This window comes from Escherichia albertii, assembly GCF_028622335.1.
GTDB classification, from domain to species: Bacteria; Pseudomonadota; Gammaproteobacteria; order Enterobacterales; family Enterobacteriaceae; genus Escherichia; species Escherichia albertii.
This window is the reverse complement of the sequence record NZ_CP117568.1, coordinates 4,280,783-4,301,908: the sequence shown is the minus strand read 5'-3', so window position 1 is coordinate 4,301,908 and position 21,126 is coordinate 4,280,783. Positions and strand designations below refer to the sequence as shown.

Here is a 21,126-nt window from a genome sequence, read left to right as displayed (position 1 = left end):
ACAATCTGTGACTCGGGCTTGCATCTGTTTGTAGTTACAATGAAAATGAGAAGCATTAACTTCACTAATAACAGGAAGCTGATTTGTGAGACTCGCCCCGCTCTACCGTAAGACCCTTTTCTTAACAGGACTTTTGCTTTCAGGAATATCCGCAGTGCAGGCCGCCGACTGGCCGCGTCAGGTGACTGACAGCCGCGGCAGCCATACCCTGGAAAGCCAGCCACAGCGTATTGTCTCTACCAGCGTTACGCTGACAGGTTCACTGCTGGCGATTGATGCCCCAGTGATTGCCAGCGGCGCAACCACGCCAAATAACCGCGTAGCAGATGGCCAGGGCTTTTTACGCCAGTGGAGCGAGGTGGCGAAGGAACGCAAACTGCAACGTCTCTATATCGGCGAACCGAACGCCGAAGCCGTTGCCGCGCAAATGCCGGATCTGATTTTAATCAGCGCAACCGGCGGTGATTCGGCACTGGCGTTGTACGATCAGCTTTCCACCATTGCGCCAACGTTAATCATCAATTACGACGACAAAAGCTGGCAGTCGCTGTTAACACAGCTTGGCGAAATTACCGGGCATGAGAAACAAGCAGCGGAGAGAATTGCGCAGTTTGATAAGCAACTGGCGGCGGCGAAAGAGCAAATAAAATTACCACCGCAGCCAGTCACTGCCATTGTCTACACCGCAGCCGCGCACAGCGCCAATCTCTGGACGCCGGAATCGGCACAAGGGCAAATGCTGGAACAGCTTGGCTTTACGCTGGCGAAGTTGCCCGCAGGGGTAAACGCCAGCCAAAGCCAGGGTAAACGCCATGATATTGTTCAGCTTGGCGGAGAAAATCTGGCGGCGGGATTAAATGGCGAGTCACTATTCCTGTTCGCAGGCGATCAGAAAGACGCTGATGCCATTTATGCCAATCCGCTGCTCGCGCACCTGCCTGCAGTACAGAACAAGCAGGTTTACACGCTGGGAACTGAGACATTCCGCCTGGATTACTACAGCGCTATGCAAGTGCTGGAACGACTTAAGACGCTGTTTTAATGATTAGCTTTCAGACGCTGCCGCTTGCGGCGGCGTCTGGCGAAAACGGCGTAACTCCACCAGCACCAGCAACAACAACACGCCGATAATCAACAAACCAAAACCGCTCGCGCTTGCGGAGGCCACCGGCGTCATCATCGCCCCCAGACCGCCCAACAACGCCGCGCCAATCGCATCGCCCGTCACATTCTGCGCCGTCCACAAACCGTTAATCCGCCCTAACATCGCCTCCGGGGTTTGCGTTTGCAGCATTGTGTATTGCAGCAACGAACTAACCGCGCTCAGCCAGCCGAACAGCGCCAGACAAACCACGCCTAAAATCCACATCGGCATCAGGCCAAACAGACCAATGGCGAGGAACGCTCCCAACGTGGAGATCAACATCAATAACCCTGGCCGTGCACTATGCGCCAGTTTCCCGCTGGTTAACGCGCCAATAGCCGCACCAAGCGGAATTGCCGCATAGAGAAAACCAATCTGCGCCGCCGACATCTGCCAGTTGTCAGCCAGCGCCGGATACAGTACCCGCACCGCACTCGCCATCGTTAACAATCCCCCCAGCAGCGCAATACCGCCTACCAGCGGGCTGGCGAGCAGAAAACGAAATCCTGCCAACAATGATTTCACCGGATGTTCACGCGGCTGCGGTGGCGGTGGCAGTGCAGGAAGGCTTAACAACGGCAGCAAGGTAATAAACGTTCCTGCCGCTGCCAGCCCATAGTTCCAGGCCACGCCTCCGGTCGCCAGCAATAAACCGCCAATCATGGGCGAAATCACCGACCCCAGACGCACGGTCAACATGGTGATCGCCCCGGCCTGCATTAAGTTTTCACGCCCTACCAGTGCAGGTGTCGCCGCCAGTAGCGCAGTAACGCCAAGTGACGCGAAAAAGCCATCCCATAATCCGAGTAAATAGATTGCCAGCAAAGACGGCTCCGGCAGCAACGCGTTCAGGCACAGACCAATAAAACCAATGCCACAGGTTCCGCGCGCCAGCAAAATCACTTTTTTACGCTCATAGCGATCCGCCAGCACACCGCCAACCATCAGGCCAACAAACATCGCGCCGCCGGTCAGCGTCACCGAAAGCCCCACCTGCCAGGTGGAATGCGTCATCATCTGGATCTGTACCGGTACCGCCACGCCGAGCAAACCCAGAGACACAATTGAGATAAAACGAGCGAGGAATACTGCGCGAAACGCCGGATGCGTTTTCAACAGGCTGAGGTTAAGCAGCCAGGATTGTTTATTCATTACAATGCCTTGCCATCAAATATTTTAAATACCTATTCTTAGGCTGCACATGCTAACATATCCAAACAAGATCGATAACGATAATTAATTTCATTATCATGGAAGTTAGTATGTCTGGTTCTGTTGCCGTGACACGCGCTATTGCCGTGCCCGGATTACTGTTATTACTGATTATCGCAACGACATTAAGTCTGCTCATTGGGGCAAAATCGCTTCCCGCTTCCGTAGTGCTGGAGGCCCTCTCTGGCACCTGCCAGAGCGCCGACTGCACCATTGTGCTCGATGCCAGACTGCCGCGCACCCTTGCCGGTTTACTGGCGGGCGGCGCGCTTGGCCTTGCCGGAGCGTTAATGCAAACCCTCACCCGAAACCCACTTGCCGATCCCGGTTTGCTTGGCGTAAACGCCGGTGCCAGCTTTGCCATTGTGCTGGGCGCGGCGCTGTTTGGTTATTCTTCCGCTCAGGAACAACTGGCGATGGCCTTCGCCGGGGCGCTGGTGGCCTCGTTGATTGTCGCCTTTACCGGCAGCCAGGGCGGCGGGCAGTTAAGTCCGGTACGTTTAACTCTGGCGGGCGTGGCGCTGGCGGCGGTGCTGGAAGGACTCACCAGCGGCATCGCTCTGCTTAACCCTGACGTCTACGATCAATTGCGTTTCTGGCAAGCTGGATCGCTGGACATTCGTAATTTACACACCTTAAAAGTGGTGCTGATCCCGGTACTGATCGCCGGAGCAACCGCATTATTACTGAGCCGCGCGCTGAACAGTTTGAGCCTCGGCAGCGACACCGCGACGGCGCTGGGCAGCCGCGTGGCACGCACACAGCTGATTGGCCTGCTGGCAATAACCGTGCTTTGTGGTAGTGCGACGGCGGTGGTAGGGCCGATTGCCTTTATTGGCCTGATGATGCCGCACATGGCGCGCTGGCTGGTGGGGGCCGATCATCGCTGGTCGCTGCCCGTCACGCTGCTCGCAACCCCTGCCCTGCTGCTGTTCGCTGATATCATCGGGCGTGTGATTGTGCCCGGCGAGCTGCGCGTTTCCGTAGTCAGTGGCTTTATTGGCGCGCCAGTATTGATCTTCCTCGTGCGACGGAAAACGCGAGGTGGCGCATGATCACCGTCTCTCGCCGATTATTTATCACCTGTCTGCTGTTGATAACTGCCTGTATTGTGGCGGGCATCTGGGGATTACGCAGCGGTGCCGTCACGCTGGAAACCTCGCAGGTATTCGCCGCGTTGATGGGCGATGCGCCGCGCAGTATGACGATGGTGGTCACCGAATGGCGTTTACCGCGGGTGCTGATGGCGCTGTTGATTGGTGCGGCGCTGGGCGTCAGCGGCGCGATTTTTCAGTCGCTGATGCGTAACCCACTCGGCAGCCCTGACGTAATGGGCTTTAACACCGGAGCGTGGAGCGGCGTGCTGGTGGCGATGGTGCTGTTTGGTCAGGACCTGACAGCGATTGCGCTGGCAGCAATGGCGGGGGGCATTGTCACCTCGCTGCTGGTCTGGCTGCTCGCCTGGCGTAACGGTATCGACACCTTTCGATTGATTATTATCGGTATCGGCGTTCGCGCCATGCTGGTGGCCTTTAATACCTGGCTGTTGCTGAAAGCATCTTTAGAAACGGCGTTAACAGCAGGTTTGTGGAATGCCGGATCGCTCAACGGCCTGACGTGGGCAAAAACCTCACCTTCCGCGCCCATCATCATATTGATGTTAATTGCCGCCGCCTTACTGGTACGCCGGATGCGCTTGCTGGAAATGGGCGATGACACCGCGTGTGCGCTGGGCGTCAGCGTCGAACGTTCGCGCCTGTTAATGATGCTGGTGGCGGTGGTGCTTACCGCTGCGGCAACGGCCCTTGCCGGACCGATTTCCTTTATTGCTTTAGTCGCGCCGCACATTGCCCGACGCATTAGCGGCACCGCTCGCTGGGGACTAACCCAGGCGGCGCTGTGCGGTGCGCTGTTACTGCTGGCAGCAGATCTCTGCGCTCAGCAACTGTTTATGCCATATCAACTTCCGGTTGGCGTTGTCACTGTCAGCCTCGGCGGTATTTACCTTATCGTCTTGTTAATTCAGGAGTCTCGCAAAAAATGACCGAATCAGTAGCCCGTTTGCGCGGCGAACAGTTAACCCTCGGATATGGCAAATATACCGTTGCGGAAAATTTAACCGTGGAAATTCCTGATGGTCACTTCACAGCAATTATCGGGCCAAATGGCTGCGGTAAATCCACATTACTGCGTACTTTAAGCCGCCTGATGACGCCTGCTCACGGGCATGTCTGGCTGGATGGCGAGCACATTCAACATTACGCCAGTAAAGAGGTCGCACGCCGGATTGGTCTGCTGGCGCAAAACGCCACCACGCCGGGGGATATCACCGTGCAGGAGCTGGTGGCGCGTGGGCGGTATCCGCATCAACCGCTGTTTACCCGCTGGCGCAAAGAAGATGAAGAGGCAGTCGCAAAAGCGATGCAGGCCACGGGAATCACTCATCTGGCGGATCAAAGCGTTGATACCCTCTCCGGTGGGCAACGCCAGCGAGCGTGGATCGCGATGGTGCTGGCCCAGGAAACAGCGATTATGCTGCTTGACGAACCAACGACCTGGCTGGATATCAGTCATCAGATTGATTTGCTGGAATTGTTAAGCGAGCTGAACCGCGAGAAAGGCTATACGCTGGCGGCTGTGCTGCACGATCTTAATCAGGCCTGTCGTTACGCCAGCCATTTGATTGCATTGCGGGAAGGGAAAATTGTTGCTCAGGGAGCGCCGAAAGAGATTGTCACTGCTGAACTGATTGAACGTATTTATGGTCTGCGCTGCATGATTATTGATGATCCGGTAGCTGGTACGCCATTAGTGGTGCCGCTCGGACGAACGGCACCGTCAACCGCGATGATTTAAACTAACCGATCTTCCATTTCCATCATGGCATCCTGTTTTCTGGATGCCATCGCGTGACGTAAAAGCACGCCGCCACAAGCAACCATACCGCCGATTAACGCAGAAAGAATCACGATAATCGCCTTACCCGGACCGTCTTTTTTCACCGGCAACGATGGGCTTAATTGATATTTAAACGGAATGAATTTAACGTCATCAACATTTGCTTTTGTTAATTGCTCAACAATATATTGACGATTACGTAATTCACCGTTCAATTCCGCAACATCGGTGACTGACTTTTCAATTTCCAGTTTACGTCCAATACCATCAGCGCCGAGAGAAATAGAGAAATCGGGATCATCTTTTACCGCCTGACCATTGCTGTACACGGGTTTTTTTATTCCGGCAGCATTGGCTATATCCAGTGAATAATTGAGGCGCTGAATATTTGCATCAAGCTGATTTCTGGTTTTTATCCGATCCTGGGCCAGTTTCTCTTTTTCAAACTGCGTTCTGATTTCCAGTTTATTACGCACATTTTCTATCGATTCTTTCACCACAATAGCGGAAATATAGTCGATATATCCCTCTAACACCGTTTGCGCTTCCTCAGCAGTTGGTGCGGTGAAACTCAATGTCCAGGAGGTATACAGACTGGGTTCATCTTTTTTCTTACTGGCATTGTCATCGACGGCTTGCATTTTTTCGCTTAATGCGACAATAGCCCGATGCAAGTCGAGTTCATCGATGTTCGCCTCTTTTAACTGATCCATGACATAAGGAGAAGAACGAAGATACTCTTCTAACAAACTCACTGACTGAAATTTCTTAACAAAAAGATTAAATACACCGCCGCGATCGATATTTACATCAAGATCCAGGACACGCAGGTTGATGAAGGTTTTCTCCAGATCCTGCCACTGAATGGGTTCTGCGGGGGTGATGACCGCTGAGCTGGTCCATTTTTGCGGCAAAAGAAAAGAAACCAGTAAGCCTGCACAGGCAAAGGCAAAAACTACAGCAATAACCTGTTTTTTGGCGTGCCACAAAACATCGATAAGATTCAGTAAATCAATTTCATTATTACTGGGCGGCGTCAGATGATAATCGGAAAAATGAGAGTCGCTTTCCTGCTTAATATTCAGTGTTGACATGCGGTATAACCTGAAAATGAGTCCAATAGGGGTAAATCTCCACGGCGCACACTTTATCAGTTGGTGAGAATTATCCGAAGCTGAACTTTGTAAATTCCTCTCACTGAATGCAATATTAAGAATATTTCCAGACAAACACCCCTTTAATTATAAATTTAACAAATAACAAAACCCATAATCATTTATTATGATTATGGGTTTGCAAGCAATATCACATTATTTATTCAGCGCTGCGCGAATAATTGGACCAATTTTTTCAAACGCCACTGCTGAGATAATATCAACGTGTGCACAGTCCTGAGGATAAATATCCAACTCTGCAATCCACGGCGCCCAGACACGTTCGGGATTCACGCCTTCCTGAACCGTACGCTCGGCAACAAACAACGTTGCTTTGCCATCAAATGGTACGCTATGGGCCGTTGTTAGCAGGCGCACAGCATCCGCGTAATTACCTTCAATGGTAGTGAACAGTTCTGTGGAGGCATAGTCCTGCTGAGCGGCAAGAAACGCCTCGCGCTCACGGTTAATTTCCGCCAGGACCTCCGGGTCCAGACCGTTAGCTTCTTTTTCGTGCCAGTTTTGCGTTTCCGGCGGCCAGGTATCCAGCAAGCCAAGAAATGCCACCTGTTCGCCACGAGCACGCAACCGCGCCGCAATTCCCAGCGCCAGCGAGCCACCCAACGAATATCCCAGCAGGTAATAAGGGCCGTGTGGCTGTTGTTGCAGCAACGTTGCAAGATGCCCTTCGCATACTTCATCCAGATTCGTCGCAGTTTGCATGAGACCATTGGGACGCGGCGACTGAATGCCAATAATCGACCATTGTGGATCGAGATAACGCGAGAGCACGCTAAACTGCCAGGCAAAACCGGACGCCGGATGGAAACAAAACAGCGTCGGCCCCTTGCTTTCACGCAATGGCAGGAGCGTTTCAAATCCCAGACGGTGGGCACTCTCCTCTTCACCATCAATAACTGTTGCCAGTTTTGCCACCGTTGACGCCACCATCACCTGCCCCGGCGTCACCTGACGGGCAAACTGTCGGCTAAGCTGTGCCGCCAGTTTCATTGCCAGTAGTGAATGACCGCCAAGAGCGAAGAAATCAGCATCAGCGTCCTGCACGTCACAACCCAGTAATGACGAGAACGCCCCGGCGATAATCGTTTCACTGCCCGCTTTCGGCGCACGTCCCGGCGTTTGTGCTTTCAGTTCCGGCAACGGTAACGCTTTGCGATCCAGCTTACCATTAGCGCTAAGCGGCAACTGTGGAAGTTGCAGCAGCACTACCGGCACCATATGCGGCGGCAGCGTTTCGCGAAGCTGCGCCTGCAACGCCGGAATATCCAGCGGCAAACCGGATTGCGACACCAGATACCCTACCAACTGGCGCGCATCACCACCAGTGGCTGCCGCCTGGTTAATGACACAAGCGTGGGTAACGGCCTGTTCAACATCTGGCAACGCCTGCATCACGCGGTCGATTTCGCCCAGTTCAATCCGCTGACCGCGAATTTTTAGCTGATCGTCACTGCGCCCGAGGTACTCCACCGCGCCATTTTCCAGCCAGCGCGCCACGTCCCCGGTACGGTACATCCGCTCACCTGGAGCGAACGGATCGGCAATAAAGCGGCTTGCTGTCAGATCGGGGCGCCCAAGGTAGCCCTGCGCCAGTTGAATGCCGGTGAGATAGAGGTCACCTGCCACACCCGGCGGCACTGGATGCATCATCGCATCAAGAATACGCAAACCCGTATTCCACACAGGATAACCAATCGGCACACTGCTGCCGCGTACCGCCGCCAGTTCAGCACCAAAGGCCGGATGCCAACTGACATCTACCGCCGCTTCCGTCGGACCATACAGGTTATGTAATGGCGCGTTGGTTAACTGTTGCCATTCACGGCATAAATCGGTCGGTAACGCTTCACCACTACAGAACACCTGTTTCAACGTCGCGCAACATTGGCGAGCGGTTTCTGGCGTCAGCGAAGCAACAAACGCCGCCAGCATTGAGGGAACAAAGTGCGTGGTCGTTACGCCATATTCGGCAAAGAATTGCTGCATAGCGAGAGGATCGCGGTGCGCTTCCGGCGCGGCCATGACCAGTTTCGCCCCGGCAATAAACGGCCAGAAAAACTCCCATACCGAGACATCAAAACTACACGGTGTTTTTTGAGCAACGACATCTTCGCCTGTGAGCGAGTAGTGGTTTTGCATCCATAACAGGCGGTTAACGATGGCCTTCTGCCCGACCATCACGCCTTTCGGCCTGCCGGTGGAGCCAGAGGTGAAGATGATATAAGCCGTGTGGTACGGTTGTGAAAGTTGCAGCGGCGCGCTGCCCTGTGGGGTAAGCGGGGCGTTATAGCAAAGACTGGTTAAATTGGGGATATCGCGAAAACGAGGTAGTTGCTCGTCAGTGGTAATTAACAGCGACGGACGCGCATCTTCCAGCATCATTTTCAGGCGATCGTCCGGGTAGCCCGTATCCAGCGGTAACCAGGCGGCCCCTGCTTCAACAATGGCGTGCAGCGCCAAAGTCAAAAAGACCGAGCGCGGCAACGCCACTGCCACACTGTCGCCAGGTTTTACGCCACGCTCACGCAGTAAATTCGCCAGCGCCACCACCTGTTCGCGCATTTCCCGATAGCTAAACTGGTAATGCGCATCTGCCAGTGCCGGAGCATCCGGCGTTTTTGCCGCTTGTTCCGCCACCAGCGCGCTCAGCGTGGTTTCTGGAATCTCAACCTGAGTGGCGTTGATCTGCGCCAACTGGTCATATTCGTCTGGCAGCATAATATCGACATCACCACACAACAGCGCCGGGGTCGCGGCGAACTGGGCGATCAGCATTTTCAGGCGTTCAGCGTGCTGAATTAACGTTGGCTCATCGTAACGCTGTTTATTGGCGAGGATCTCAATACTCAAATCACCGTTTTCATCCGGGAACAGGGCCAGTTCAAGATCATTAACCGGACCGGTTGCCAGAGTGTGGGTTTGCGCCTGCACGCCCGGAATATCCAGTTGATAATCAAACACCTTGATATTGAGTACCGGACCGAACAGAGGTTCCTCTCCTGCCGCTCGCCCGCTGTCACGGACAATCTGTTCGGCATCGTAGCGTTGATGACGACGCATTTTTTTCAGTTGAGCCGCCAGGCGGGTTGCCAGTTGCGGCAACGTTTCTCGCGCTTCGATGTGAATCCCCAATGGCAAAACATTGAGCACCGGTCCGGTAGCCGTCAACGCCGCCGAGCCCATACGGCGCATAAAGATAAATCCGGCGGCATAGTCCATGCGGTTGCACAATCGCCCCAGCCACAATGCCGCCAGCGCGAGAGCTAAATCGGTACGTTGTACGGTCGGAAGTTGCGCTGCCAGTTGGCGGAATTCCCCGTCGGTAAATTCCAGTTTCAGGCGCAGAATATCTGCCGAGGCACTGCGCCCCGGTAAAGGTGCAGGCGAAAGTGACGCTGGCGGCGGTAGTTGACGACGTTGATCCGCCCAGAAAGTCGCATCACGCTGCCAGGCTTCGCTTTCGCGATATTGCTGGTACTCTTCCACTACATCAGTGAAAGAAGTAAACGGCGACGCAGGCGTAGGTTCGCCACGCAGCCAGGCGCAATAAATGTTGGCTATCTGACGGGTAATGGCCGGGAAACTGAAGCCATCGACCAGCAAATGGTGATAACGTTGATACCAGTACCAACGATTATCCTCCACCTGTATCAGTTGATGAAAGACCAGTGGTTTTCCACTATCGACGCGCAGATCTTGTTGCAAATCCGCCTGCATTAATGCCCGCGCAGTACCGTGCGGATCAATGTTGGTTCGCAGGTCGATAATTTCTGGCAGTTCGAACGTCTGCGCATCATCGACCCATTGCCAGACTTCGCCGTTATCTTCCGTAAAACGCATCCTCAGCGTATCTGCTTGCGCTAACCCGGCAACCACCGCGCGGGCCAGTAATGGCACATCAACATCTCCGGTTAACTCAACGTAATGCGCCACGCTCCAGGCAGAGGGTAAATCCGACAGTTTTTCTGCCATCCAGATGCCGGGTTGTGCGGCGACTAAAGGTAAATGCTGGCTCATTGCACCTCCTGCGGCTGGGTAAAATTCGCGGGCGTCAGAGTACGCCAGTGGGCTTCCAGCCACTGCTGGCAGAATTCTTGCGACTGAGGTTCACAAACGACCTCCCAGCCCGCTGGTAATACGCACGATTGCGGCCACAGGCTGAATTGCCCCTGTGCGTTGCGCAAAATGTAAAACGCCCCCTGTGGGTCATCAAAGGGATTACTGAATGCCATATTCAACTCCTGTCATAGGAAAGCGGTTGCCAGAGGTCAATGAGCCCCTGCATCAGCCCGCCGCGCCAACAAAGCGCATCATGTCCGCCGTCAACCTGACGCCAGAAAATGGATTCTTTTGTAGCTTGTAATTGCGTATACAGCGCCTGATTAGCCCGCAGGATCAGCGGTTCGCGAATCCCCGCTTCCAGAACAATACGCAAACCTTCGGCGCTAACTTCACCCGCTTTAAGTTGTTCAAGTAACACGCCCTCTTGCGGCCCGCCCCGGTGCGGCCACCAGAACGATCCCGATTGGCTTATCACACAGCCAAAACGTTCAGGCCAGTGCAGTCCGGCATACAGCGCGGAAAGCCCCCCAAAGCTTTGTCCGGCAACAACAGTACGATCGGCGCGATCGCTAAAAGGGGCGATGGTTTTCACCAGTGGCAATAATTCTTGCTGTACTGCCAGCCAGAAATCCGCATTACACGGCAGTTCGTGGGCACGGTGCGTGGTGTCGATGGCGTCGATCAACACATACACGGCGGGAGGAAGTTGCCGACGATGGGTCAGCGAAGTCAGCGCAGGCCAGACGGGCATACTTTGCGCCCAAAATTCGCCATCGAGCAAAACGGCCAGCGGACGCTCTTCTGCTGTTGCATCGCCGATGGTAAAAATCCATACACGGCGTGAATTTCCCAGACGTTCACTTTTCCAGGTAATTTCTTTAGCAGGCGTTTCTGGCGTTTGCGGGCAATCCCAACCCGGTTGCAGGAGCGCTTGCGGCATTTCGAGTGCGGAAACAGCGTGCCCTCTCCCCCCTTTCCAGCTTTGCGGATTCAACGGATCGGCTATCGCCTGAGGTAATAATTGCTGCCATCCTTCGCGTAATTCGAGGCGATCAGGGGATGGTGCAGAAAAAATGTCATCGCGTTCGGTGGGAATAAAGCAGTAGCTGCCGCGCCAGTTGGCATTGAGTTGCGTTGTCCACTGCCAGACATCGGTCCCTGCAATTCGCTGCATCGACTGGGGTTGGCTGTTCTGATGGTGATCGGTCACGCCAGTGATGTAGACCCATACGCGCTTTATCGTCGAGTGGTCTTCAGAACCTTGCGGATCACGCCACCAGAAAGTCACCTGATAAGTTTTATCATCAAAACGTTGCCATTCCGGGCCATGTTTCGACAGCCACCAGCTATCACTTCCCACCTTTAACGCCGCCACATCATAACCTTATGTTTATTGTGAATTTTTTTATTGATTGCAGAAATATATTGATAATACTATTGATAACTATTTGCATTTGCAATAGCGTATTGGCGCGCCATGTCAAGCGCGAACATTAATTAATCAACTGCACTGCGTGCCTTTCAGGATCAAAGGCTTTCGCGGTAGTGGGCGACATCAATCCAGCTTACGTCAATTTTGACCGTTGGAATTCGTGGCAAAAATGCAGGAAAAAACAATGAACAAGAAGATTCATTCCCTGGCCTTGTTGGTCAATCTGGGGATTTATGGGGTAGCCCTGCCAGCACTGGCAGAAGAGACAAGCGATAATGCCGTTTCACACGACGACACCATCGTGGTCACCGCCGCCGAGCAGAACTTGCAGGCGCCCGGCGTTTCGACCATCACCGCAGATGAAATCCGCAAAAACCCGGTAGCTCGCGATGTGTCGGAAATCATCCGTACCATGCCCGGCGTTAACCTGACCGGTAACTCCACCAGCGGTCAGCGCGGCAACAACCGCCAGATTGATATTCGCGGAATGGGTCCAGAAAACACCCTGATTTTGATTGACGGCAAACCGGTCAGTAGCCGTAACTCTGTGCGCCAGGGCTGGCGTGGCGAGCGCGATACCCGTGGTGATACTTCCTGGGTGCCGCCTGAAATGATTGAACGTATTGAAATTCTGCGTGGCCCGGCGGCGGCCCGTTATGGCAACGGCGCAGCAGGCGGCGTGGTTAACATCATCACCAAAAAAGGCAACGGCGAATGGCACGGTTCCTGGGACGCTTACTTCAATGCGCCAGAACATAAAGAGGAAGGCGCGACCAAACGCACCAACTTCAGCCTGACCGGTCCGTTGGGTGACGAATTCAGCTTCCGCTTATATGGCAACCTCGACAAAACCCAGGCCGATGCGTGGGATATTAACCAGGGACATCAGTCCGCACGTGCCGGAACCTACGCCACAACCTTACCTGCCGGACGCGAAGGGGTTATCAACAAAGATATTAACGGCGTCGTTCGCTGGGATTTCGCTCCACTACAATCGCTCGAACTGGAAGCCGGTTACAGCCGCCAGGGCAACCTGTATGCAGGCGATACCCAGAACACCAACTCCGACGCCTATACACGTTCGAAATATGGTGATGAAACCAACCGTCTGTATCGCCAGAACTACTCTCTGACCTGGAACGGCGGCTGGGATAACGGCGTAACCACCAGCAACTGGGTGCAGTACGAACACACCCGTAACTCGCGTATCCCGGAAGGTCTTGCGGGCGGCACCGAAGGGAAATTTAATGAAAAAGCGACGCAGGATTTTGTCGATATCGATCTCGATGATGTGATGCTGCACAGCGAAGTCAACCTGCCGATTGATTTCCTCGTTAACCAGACGCTGACGCTGGGTACAGAGTGGAATCAGCAGCGAATGAAGGATCTCAGTTCCAACACCCAGGCGCTGACAGGAAAGAATACAGGCGGAGCCATCGATGGTGTGAGTTCTACCGACCGTAGTCCGTATTCAAAAGCGGAAATATTCTCGCTGTTTGCGGAAAACAATATGGAGCTGACCGACAGCACCATCGTGACGCCGGGACTACGTTTTGATCATCACAGTATTGTCGGCAATAACTGGAGTCCGGCACTGAACGTGTCGCAAGGTTTAGGCGATGATTTTACCCTCAAAATGGGGATCGCCCGAGCTTACAAGGCACCAAGTCTGTACCAGACTAACCCAAACTATATTCTCTACAGTAAAGGACAGGGATGCTACGCCAGCGCGGGCGGCTGCTATCTGCAGGGTAACGATGACCTGAAAGCGGAAACCAGTATTAACAAAGAGATTGGTCTGGAGTTTAAACGCGACGGCTGGTTGGCAGGTGTGACCTGGTTCCGCAACGACTATCGCAATAAGATTGAAGCGGGCTATGTGGCTGTTGGGCAAAACGCGGCAGGCACCGATCTTTATCAATGGGATAACGTACCGAAAGCGGTGGTTGAAGGCTTTGAAGGATCGTTAAACGTCCCTGTTAGCGAAACAGTGATGTGGACTAACAACATCACTTATATGCTGAAGAGTGAAAACAAAACCACGGGCGATCGTTTGTCGATAATCCCGGAATATACGTTGAACTCAACGCTGAGCTGGCAGGCACGGGAAGATTTGTCGATGCAAACAACCTTCACCTGGTACGGCAAACAGCAACCGAAGAAGTACAACTATAAAGGCCAGCCAGCGGTCGGACCGGAAACCAAAGAAGTTAGCCCCTACAGCATTGTTGGTCTGAGTGCGACCTGGGACGTGACGAAAAACGTTAGTCTGACCGGCGGCGTAGACAACCTGTTCGACAAACGCTTGTGGCGTGCAGGTAATGCCCAAACCACAGGTGATTTGGCAGGAGCCAACTATATCGCGGGGGCTGGCGCGTATACCTATAACGAACCGGGACGTACGTGGTATATGAGCATTAATACTCATTTCTGATACTAACGTCAGATTGTTGACAAAGTGCGCGTCGTTCATGCCGGATGCGGCGTGAACGCCTTATCCGGCCTACAAAAGTTTGCTAATTCAATATATTGCAGGACCACGTAGGCCTGATAAGCGTGGCGCATCAGGCGGTTTTGCGTTTGTCATCAGTCTCTAATATGGTCGACATGAAAACTACGCATACCGCCCTCCCCTTTGCCGGACATACGCTGCATTTTGTTGAGTTTGATTCGGCGAGTTTTTGCGAGCAGGATTTACTCTGGCTGCCGCATTACACGCATCTACAACATGCCGGGCGTAAACGTAAAACAGAACATTTAGCCGGGCGGATCGCCGCCGTTCATGCTTTACATGAGTATGGTTTTAAGTACGTTCCCGCAATCGGTAAGCTTCGCCAACCAGTATGGCCTGCGGGGTTATTCGGCAGCATTAGTCACTGCGGGACTACGGCGTTAGCTGTGGTATCACGTCAACCAATTGGCGTTGATATTGAAGAAATTTTCTCTGCGCAAACGGCTACAGAGTTAGCAGATAGCATTGTTACACCAGCGGAACGCGAGCTGCTCGCTGATATCGCTTTACCCTTTTCTCTGGCGTTAACCCTGGCTTTTTCTGCAAAAGAGAGTGCGTTTAAGGCAGACAAAATGCAGGCCGCGCCAGGTTTTCTGGATTATCAGATAATTAGCTGGGATAAACAGCGGATCATCATTCGTCGGGATGATGAGAAGTTTGCTGTGCACTGGCAGAGAAAAGAAAAGATAGTCGTAACACTGTGCCAACACGATTAATTGACAACATCTGGTGCGATTCGCCCGCAGCCATCACTGACCGCGGGCGAAAGTGTAAAGCAGGTGCCTGACCACCCTGACCTGACAACCGGATATGCGGGGATGACTCCCCGCACAACGGCTACTTCTTCGGTTCGTAAGCGAGAACAGCCTTGAACTCAATATTACGTTCCTTTACGGTGAACTCACACAACGAGTCTCCGACCAGAAATGTAAATCCCAGCACCGTTAAACACAGTGCTATGACTGCCACAAGGGCATATTTCGTCAGCATGTTTATATTGCCTCCATGCGAAGAAGGGACTACCATCCGAGTTGTTGAGGTTCGGAGTGGCAGCCCCAGGGTTGATAGAAATATCTCCTGGGGCTTCATCTTTCCAGACCTCAGAGTAATCCTGAAACCGGAAAGCTTCAGGCACCCGCAGTTATCTTACCCTTCCTTAGCAAAATAGCTGTTTATTTATACAGCAATTCCTGTTTCGGACTTTCTACTATTCATTAACTCAACCGCAATTGAGCCAGACTTTTTTTCTGCACACCCCGCTCGTCAAAATTCTCCGCCGCCAGCCAGGCCTGTAGCGCTTTGTCACATTGCGACCATTCGCTATCAATCATCGATAACCAGTCGCTGTCACGGTTACGCCCTTTGCGCACGATTTTCTGTCGGAAACGGCCTTCAAATACAAACCCTAAACGTTCGGCGGCGCGGCGTGACGCCAGATTGAGCGAATCACATTTCCATTCCACACGCCGATAGCCATGCGCAAAGGCACATTGCAGCAGTAACCAAATCGCTTCAGTACCGAGCACACTATTTTTCATGCGTGGCGACCAGGTAACATGGCCGATTTCAACCGTTCCATGCTCGCGTTCAATCGCCATAAAACAGACCAACCCAACGGCTCGTTCAGAACGATTATCAACCACAGCGAAGGGGACCAGGGAGGGGTCATTCACTTTTCCAGCGATCCACTCCCCGGTAGCTTCAACACTTGCCGGGCGATTACTGGCAAGCCACGTCCAGTCACGTTCATCCGGCGCCTGAGCATAGGCATCAAACAGATCGCCTGCGTGGCGTTGCGCGTCAAGCGGCTCCAGACGACACCAATGACCTTCCAGTAAGCGACGCGGTAAAACCGCTGCGCCTTGCCAGTCCGGTAGCGCATCGCCGACCGTCTGTCCATATTGATTAATTTCCGGCACGCCCTTCCCCCTTTTGATGATGTTTTAATCTGTTATATCAGTTCACTGTATCCAGAAGAAAGAAACATTCAGAACTTCTGCATCCAGCCCAACGATTTCCGCCTCTGTACTGGTCACCATAAAAGAGTGAAATTTGAAGCCGGAGACTAAGCAGGGAATTGCGTTACACAGCGATATCCCGGACAATAGTATTTTAACTAAGATTTAACAAAACGATGAAACACCCTTTAGAAACGCTGACCACAGCGGCAGGTATTTTGCTGATGGCTTTTCTCTCCAGCCTGCTGCTGCCGGCCCCTGCGCTGGGACTGGCGCTGGCGCAAAAACTGGTAACCCTCTTCCATTTAGTAGACCTTAGCCAGCTTTACACTTTATTGTTTTGTCTGTGGTTTTTGGTGCTGGGCGTCATTGAATATTTTGTATTGCGCTTTATCTGGCGACGCTGGTTTTCGCTGGCAGATTAGACGTCGATTATCAGCTCACTTCGCGGCATAATTTGCTTATTCTCCTTCCTGCACAAGGTAAGTTTATGGATAAGCAATCACTACACGAAACGGCAAAACGCATCGCTCTCGAGCTACCGTTTGTCGAACTTTGCTGGCCGTTTGGCCCGGAGTTTGATGTGTTTAAAATTGGCGGCAAGATTTTTATGCTGTCGTCAGAACTGCGCGGCGTCCCCTTTATCAATCTGAAGTCCGATCCACAAAAATCACTGTTGAATCAACAAATATACCCGAGCATTAGGCCGGGCTATCACATGAACAAAAAGCACTGGATTTCGGTGTACCCTGGCGATGAAATCACTGAAGCGTTACTTCTTGATTTGATCAACGACTCATGGAATTTAGTGGTCGATGGCTTATCTAAACGCGATCAAAAACGACTGCGCCCTGATTCAACCGTAAATCAATAGCGCATTTTTCTCGCTTACCATTTCATCACGATCCTTGTAATCTGCTGGCACGCAAAATTTCTTCCACAAGGAGTCTTTATGGATATCATTTCTGTCGCCTTAAAGCGCCATTCCACTAAGGCATTTGATGCCAGCAAAAAACTTACCCCCGAACAAGCAGAGCAGATCAAAACCCTGCTGCAATACAGTCCATCCAGCACCAACTCCCAACCGTGGCATTTTATCGTTGCCAGTACGGAAGAAGGTAAAGCACGTGTCGCCAAATCCGCCGCCGGTAATTACGTGTTCAACGAGCGTAAAATGCTCGATGCCTCGCATGTCGTGGTGTTCTGCGCAAAAACTGCCATGGATGATGCATGGCTGAAACGGGTTGTGGACCAGGAAGATGCCGATGGCCGTTTTGCCACACCGGAAGCGAAAGCGGCGAACGATAAAGGTCGCAAGTTCTTCGCCGATATGCACCGTAAAGATCTGCACGATGATGCGCAGTGGATGGCCAAACAGGTTTATCTCAACGTCGGCAACTTCCTGCTGGGCGTTGCGGCGCTGGGTCTGGATGCGGTGCCAATCGAAGGTTTTGACGCCGCTATTCTTGACGAAGAATTTGGTCTGAAAGAGAAAGGCTACACCAGTCTGGTGGTGGTTCCGGTAGGTCATCACAGCGTCGAAGATTTTAACGCTACCCTGCCAAAATCTCGTCTGCCGCAAAGCATCACCTTAACTGAAGTGTAATTCTCCTGATAGCCGGGAACTGCTCCCGGCTCAGATTGCTGGCAAAGTGCGCTTTGTTTATACCGGATGCGGCGTGATCGCCTTATCCGGCCGACAAGTTCGTGCAAATTCATTAACGTAGGCCTGATAAGCGTAGCGCATCAGGCAATTTTATATTTGCCATCATCCCCCTCGTCGGAAATTCTCCCTCAGATTCTCCTGATTTGCATAACCCTGTTTCAACCGTCATCATAGGCTGCTGTTGTATAAAGGAGACGTTATGCAGGATTTAATATCCCAGGTTGAAGATTTAGCGGGTATTGAGCTCGATCACACCACCTCGATGGTGATGATTTTCGGCATTATTTTTCTGACCGCTGTCGTGGTGCATATTATTTTGCACTGGGTGGTACTGCGGACCTTTGAAAAACGCGCCATCGCCAGTTCGCGGTTATGGCTGCAAATTATTACCCAGAATAAACTCTTCCACCGTTTAGCTTTTACCCTGCAGGGGATTATCGTCAACATTCAGGCGGTATTCTGGCTGCAAAAAGGCACCGAAGCGGCTGATATTTTGACCACCTGCGCGCAGTTGTGGATCATGATGTATGCGTTACTTTCAGTCTTCTCTTTGCTGGATGTTATTTTAAATCTGGCGCAAAAATTCCCCGCTGCAAAACAATTACCGCTGAAAGGGATATTTCAGGGAATCAAACTACTCGGCGCAATTCTGGTCGGCATTTTGATGATCTCGCTGCTGATTGGTCAATCGCCAGCGATTCTGATCAGCGGTCTTGGCGCCATGGCTGCCGTGCTGATGTTGGTATTTAAAGATCCGATTCTTGGTCTGGTGGCAGGTATTCAGCTTTCCGCGAACGATATGCTGAAATTAGGCGACTGGCTGGAGATGCCGAAATACGGTGCGGATGGTTCGGTGATTGATATCGGGTTAACCACCGTCAAAGTGCGCAACTGGGACAATACCATCACCACCATTCCTACCTGGTCGCTGGTATCCGACTCCTTTAAAAACTGGAGCGGAATGTCGGCTTCCGGCGGGCGACGAATTAAACGCAGTATCAATATTGATGTCACCAGTATTCGTTTTCTTGATGAAGACGAAATGCAGCGGCTGAATAAAGCGCATTTGCTAAAGCCTTATTTAACCCGTCGCCATCAGGAAATTAACGACTGGAATCGCCAGCAAGGTTCGACGGAGTCGATATTAAACCTGCGGCGGATGACCAATATTGGGACGTTTCGCGCCTATCTGAATGAATATCTGCGCAACCATCCACGGATTCGTAAGGATATGACCTTAATGGTGCGTCAGCTTGCACCGGGAGATACCGGGTTGCCGCTTGAAATATATGCGTTCACCAATACCGTAGTCTGGCTGGAATATGAAAGTATTCAGGCCGACATTTTCGACCATATATTTGCTATCGTCGAAGAGTTTGGTCTGAGACTTCATCAGTCACCCACCAGCAACGATATTCGCTCTCTGGCGGGTACATTTAAGCAGTAAGCAGAAAAAAACCGCTCTCATCGAATGGGTGAGAGCGGCTTCAGATTGCCAACATCGTTTTGTCGGATGCGGCGTGAACGCCTTATCCGGCCTACAGAATCGTTACAGATTGTAGGCCCGATAAGCTTGCGGCTTGCGCATCGGGCAAATCAGCCTCACATCAGCTTAATTCACTTTCCTACGCAATGTTTTAAACGCCACAAACAGAAACACAATCCACACCGGCAGCAGAATCGCTGACAGACGCATATCATCCATTGTACACATCAACAGCAAAATCATGCCGAGGAAGGCAATGCAAAGATAGTTACCGAACGGATAGAGCAGCGCCTTAAACTGCGTTTCTCGCGCCTGACGACGCATAGCCGCGCGAAAACGCAAGTGCGCCAGACAAATCATAATCCAGTTCAGCAACAGCGTTGCCACCACCAGCGCCATCAGCAGACCAAACGCTTTTTGCGGCAGCAGATAATTAATCAACACCACCAGCGAGGTAATCGCCCCGGAAAGCATTAGCGAGTTGATCGGCACGCCGCGATGACTCACACGGGTAAGGAACTTCGGTGCGTTACCCTGCACAGAGAGGCCAAACAGCATACGGCTGTTGGAGTAAACACCGCTGTTATACACTGACAACGATGCTACCAAAATGACGAAGTTCAGTGCTGAAGCCACCACATTGCTGTCAAGATTATGGAAAATCATCACAAACGGGCTACTGTTAGATTTCACTTCTACCCACGGGTAAAGCGCCAGTAAAACCACCAGCGAACCGATATAAAACAGCAGAATGCGATAAACCACCTGATTTACTGCCTTCGGAATGCTTTTTTCTGGAGCGCGCGCTTCAGCAGCAGTAATACCAATCAGTTCCAGACCGCCGAAGGAGAACATAATCACCGCCAGCGACAGAATCAGTCCATTCCAGCCCGTGGCAAAGAAACCACCGTAACGCCAGAGGTTGTCGATACTGGCTTTTTCGCCGCCGTGACCAGAAAACAGCAGCCACAGGCCAAAGCCGATCATGCCGATGATCGCCAGCACTTTAATCAGCGCAAACCAGAACTCAGTTTCGCCATATAAGCGCACGTTCACCAGGTTAACGGCGTTGATGATAATAAAGAAGGCAGCAGCCCAGACCCAGGTCGGTACATCCGGGAACCAGTACTGCATATAGATGCCTGCAGCGGTCAGCTCTGCCATCCCTACCAGCACGAACATCACCCAGTAGTTCCAGCCAGAGAGGAAACCCGCAAACGGTCCCCAGTATTTATAGGCAAAGTGAGCAAATGAACCGGATACTGGCTCCTCAACCACCATCTCGCCAAGCTGGCGCATAATCAGGAAAGCGATGATCCCGGCGACGCCGTAACCCAGCAACACAGCCGGACCCGCCATCTGAATCGCCGGGCCAATGCCAAGAAACAGACCAGTACCAATGGCGCCGCCCAGCGCAATCAACTGAATATGACGGTTATGTAATCCCCGATGAAGTGTCGGTTCTTGATCCGACGCGGAATCTTCCGATACGTTTGACGCGTTTTTCACGCCTTTCCCCTGTGTGTCTTTTTTATTGAGGGGCACCTTTTAACATTTAGTGCCCATCGTCGCAAGACACAA

The 21,126-nt window shown here is 52.4% G+C and carries 18 protein-coding genes; 10 read left to right on the top strand and 8 right to left on the bottom strand.

Going from position 1 to position 21,126, the window contains the following annotated elements:
• Positions 1-85: 85 nt before the first annotated feature.
• A complete protein-coding gene (gene fepB, locus PS053_RS20680; RefSeq protein WP_256879119.1) occupies positions 86-1,042 on the top strand; it encodes a Fe2+-enterobactin ABC transporter substrate-binding protein in 957 nt (318 codons plus the stop codon).
• 3 nt (positions 1,043-1,045) lie between these two features.
• Here fepB and entS read toward each other — a convergent pair whose 3' ends face one another.
• Complete coding sequence (gene entS / locus PS053_RS20675; RefSeq protein ID WP_001041799.1) at positions 1,046-2,296, bottom strand: enterobactin transporter EntS; 1,251 nt, start codon at positions 2,294-2,296, stop codon at positions 1,046-1,048.
• A gap of 110 nt (positions 2,297-2,406) precedes the next feature.
• Here entS and fepD point away from each other — a divergent pair, with 110 nt between their 5' ends.
• From fepD to fepC, 3 genes are read left to right on the top strand one after another with little or no spacing between them, the layout of a single operon-like run.
• Positions 2,407-3,411 (top strand): Fe(3+)-siderophore ABC transporter permease, encoded by a 1,005-nt coding sequence (gene fepD / locus PS053_RS20670; protein WP_256879120.1) that lies wholly within the window; start codon positions 2,407-2,409, stop codon positions 3,409-3,411.
• The gene (gene fepG / locus PS053_RS20665) at positions 3,408-4,400 is read left to right on the top strand and encodes an iron-enterobactin ABC transporter permease (RefSeq protein ID WP_000633882.1); all 993 of its coding nucleotides are present in this window, start codon (positions 3,408-3,410) and stop codon (positions 4,398-4,400) included. Before fepD ends, fepG begins: the two co-directional genes overlap by 4 nt.
• Entirely contained in the window at positions 4,397-5,212 is an 816-nt protein-coding gene (gene fepC, locus PS053_RS20660; RefSeq protein ID WP_000140636.1) for an iron-enterobactin ABC transporter ATP-binding protein, read from the top strand. Before fepG ends, fepC begins: the two co-directional genes overlap by 4 nt.
• Here the strand turns inward: fepC and wzz(fepE) are convergent.
• From wzz(fepE) to fes, 4 genes are all read right to left on the bottom strand, one after another.
• Positions 5,209-6,348, bottom strand: coding sequence for an LPS O-antigen length regulator Wzz(fepE) (gene wzz(fepE) / locus PS053_RS20655; protein WP_256879121.1), 1,140 nt, complete (start codon positions 6,346-6,348; stop codon positions 5,209-5,211). The two genes, fepC and wzz(fepE), sit on opposite strands and share 4 nt — an antisense overlap.
• A gap of 216 nt (positions 6,349-6,564) precedes the next feature.
• Positions 6,565-10,446 (bottom strand): enterobactin non-ribosomal peptide synthetase EntF, encoded by a 3,882-nt coding sequence (gene entF / locus PS053_RS20650; RefSeq protein WP_256879122.1) that lies wholly within the window; start codon positions 10,444-10,446, stop codon positions 6,565-6,567.
• Positions 10,443-10,661 carry an MbtH family protein gene (locus PS053_RS20645; protein WP_000885799.1) on the bottom strand — a complete coding sequence of 73 codons (219 nt, stop codon included), beginning with the start codon at positions 10,659-10,661 and terminating at the stop codon, positions 10,443-10,445. Before PS053_RS20645 ends, entF begins: the two co-directional genes overlap by 4 nt.
• A gap of 2 nt (positions 10,662-10,663) precedes the next feature.
• Complete coding sequence (fes, locus tag PS053_RS20640) at positions 10,664-11,866, bottom strand: enterochelin esterase (RefSeq protein WP_256879123.1); 1,203 nt, start codon at positions 11,864-11,866, stop codon at positions 10,664-10,666.
• A 241-nt stretch (positions 11,867-12,107) separates the two neighbouring features.
• Between fes and fepA the strand changes: the two genes are divergently transcribed.
• Positions 12,108-14,357, top strand: a complete 2,250-nt coding sequence (fepA, locus tag PS053_RS20635) for a siderophore enterobactin receptor FepA (protein WP_256879124.1) — start codon at positions 12,108-12,110, stop codon at positions 14,355-14,357.
• Between the two features lie 173 nt (positions 14,358-14,530).
• Entirely contained in the window at positions 14,531-15,151 is a 621-nt protein-coding gene (gene entD, locus PS053_RS20630; RefSeq protein WP_077870970.1) for an enterobactin synthase subunit EntD, read from the top strand.
• Positions 15,152-15,272: 121 nt separating this feature from the next.
• On the opposite strand, the gene hokE is transcribed toward entD, so the two are convergent.
• On the bottom strand, positions 15,273-15,425 hold the full coding sequence (hokE, locus tag PS053_RS20625) for a type I toxin-antitoxin system toxin HokE (protein ID WP_000956461.1): 153 nt from the start codon (positions 15,423-15,425) through the stop codon (positions 15,273-15,275).
• A gap of 224 nt (positions 15,426-15,649) precedes the next feature.
• Positions 15,650-16,354 carry a GNAT family N-acetyltransferase gene (locus PS053_RS20620; RefSeq protein ID WP_059214587.1) on the bottom strand — a complete coding sequence of 235 codons (705 nt, stop codon included), beginning with the start codon at positions 16,352-16,354 and terminating at the stop codon, positions 15,650-15,652.
• A 215-nt stretch (positions 16,355-16,569) separates the two neighbouring features.
• On the opposite strand from PS053_RS20620, the gene PS053_RS20615 reads away from it, so the two are divergent.
• The 4 genes from PS053_RS20615 to ybdG all read left to right on the top strand — a co-directional run bounded on the left by PS053_RS20615 (position 16,570) and on the right by ybdG (position 19,506).
• Complete coding sequence (locus tag PS053_RS20615; protein WP_000682532.1) at positions 16,570-16,818, top strand: DUF1158 family protein; 249 nt, start codon at positions 16,570-16,572, stop codon at positions 16,816-16,818.
• 65 nt (positions 16,819-16,883) lie between these two features.
• Positions 16,884-17,267, top strand: coding sequence for an MmcQ/YjbR family DNA-binding protein (locus PS053_RS20610; RefSeq protein WP_000360934.1), 384 nt, complete (start codon positions 16,884-16,886; stop codon positions 17,265-17,267).
• A 78-nt stretch (positions 17,268-17,345) separates the two neighbouring features.
• On the top strand, positions 17,346-17,999 hold the full coding sequence (nfsB, locus tag PS053_RS20605; protein WP_000351486.1) for an oxygen-insensitive NAD(P)H nitroreductase: 654 nt from the start codon (positions 17,346-17,348) through the stop codon (positions 17,997-17,999).
• Between the two features lie 259 nt (positions 18,000-18,258).
• Positions 18,259-19,506: a mechanosensitive ion channel YbdG gene (gene ybdG, locus PS053_RS20600; RefSeq protein ID WP_059250393.1), complete on the top strand. Its 1,248-nt coding sequence runs from the start codon at positions 18,259-18,261 to the stop codon at positions 19,504-19,506.
• Between the two features lie 165 nt (positions 19,507-19,671).
• Here the strand turns inward: ybdG and pheP are convergent, their stop codons facing one another.
• On the bottom strand, positions 19,672-21,054 hold the full coding sequence (gene pheP / locus PS053_RS20595) for a phenylalanine transporter (RefSeq protein WP_002430232.1): 1,383 nt from the start codon (positions 21,052-21,054) through the stop codon (positions 19,672-19,674).
• Between the last annotated feature and the right edge of the window lie 72 nt (positions 21,055-21,126).

What these genes read in the sequence shown, in the direction of transcription:
- entS (WP_001041799.1), bottom strand. Translation starts at nt 2,296, where the DNA reads ATGAATAAACAATCCTGGCTGCTTAACCTCAGCCTGTTGAAAACGCAT.
- fepD (WP_256879120.1), top strand. Translation starts at nt 2,407, where the DNA reads ATGTCTGGTTCTGTTGCCGTGACACGCGCTATTGCCGTGCCCGGATTA.
- fepG (WP_000633882.1), top strand. Translation starts at nt 3,408, where the DNA reads ATGATCACCGTCTCTCGCCGATTATTTATCACCTGTCTGCTGTTGATA.
- fepC (WP_000140636.1), top strand. Translation starts at nt 4,397, where the DNA reads ATGACCGAATCAGTAGCCCGTTTGCGCGGCGAACAGTTAACCCTCGGA.
- entF (WP_256879122.1), bottom strand. Translation starts at nt 10,446, where the DNA reads ATGAGCCAGCATTTACCTTTAGTCGCCGCACAACCCGGCATCTGGATG.
- PS053_RS20645 (WP_000885799.1), bottom strand. Translation starts at nt 10,661, where the DNA reads ATGGCATTCAGTAATCCCTTTGATGACCCACAGGGGGCGTTTTACATT.
- fepA (WP_256879124.1), top strand. Translation starts at nt 12,108, where the DNA reads ATGAACAAGAAGATTCATTCCCTGGCCTTGTTGGTCAATCTGGGGATT.
- entD (WP_077870970.1), top strand. Translation starts at nt 14,531, where the DNA reads ATGAAAACTACGCATACCGCCCTCCCCTTTGCCGGACATACGCTGCAT.
- hokE (WP_000956461.1), bottom strand. Translation starts at nt 15,425, where the DNA reads ATGCTGACGAAATATGCCCTTGTGGCAGTCATAGCACTGTGTTTAACG.
- PS053_RS20615 (WP_000682532.1), top strand. Translation starts at nt 16,570, where the DNA reads ATGAAACACCCTTTAGAAACGCTGACCACAGCGGCAGGTATTTTGCTG.
- PS053_RS20610 (WP_000360934.1), top strand. Translation starts at nt 16,884, where the DNA reads ATGGATAAGCAATCACTACACGAAACGGCAAAACGCATCGCTCTCGAG.
- nfsB (WP_000351486.1), top strand. Translation starts at nt 17,346, where the DNA reads ATGGATATCATTTCTGTCGCCTTAAAGCGCCATTCCACTAAGGCATTT.
- ybdG (WP_059250393.1), top strand. Translation starts at nt 18,259, where the DNA reads ATGCAGGATTTAATATCCCAGGTTGAAGATTTAGCGGGTATTGAGCTC.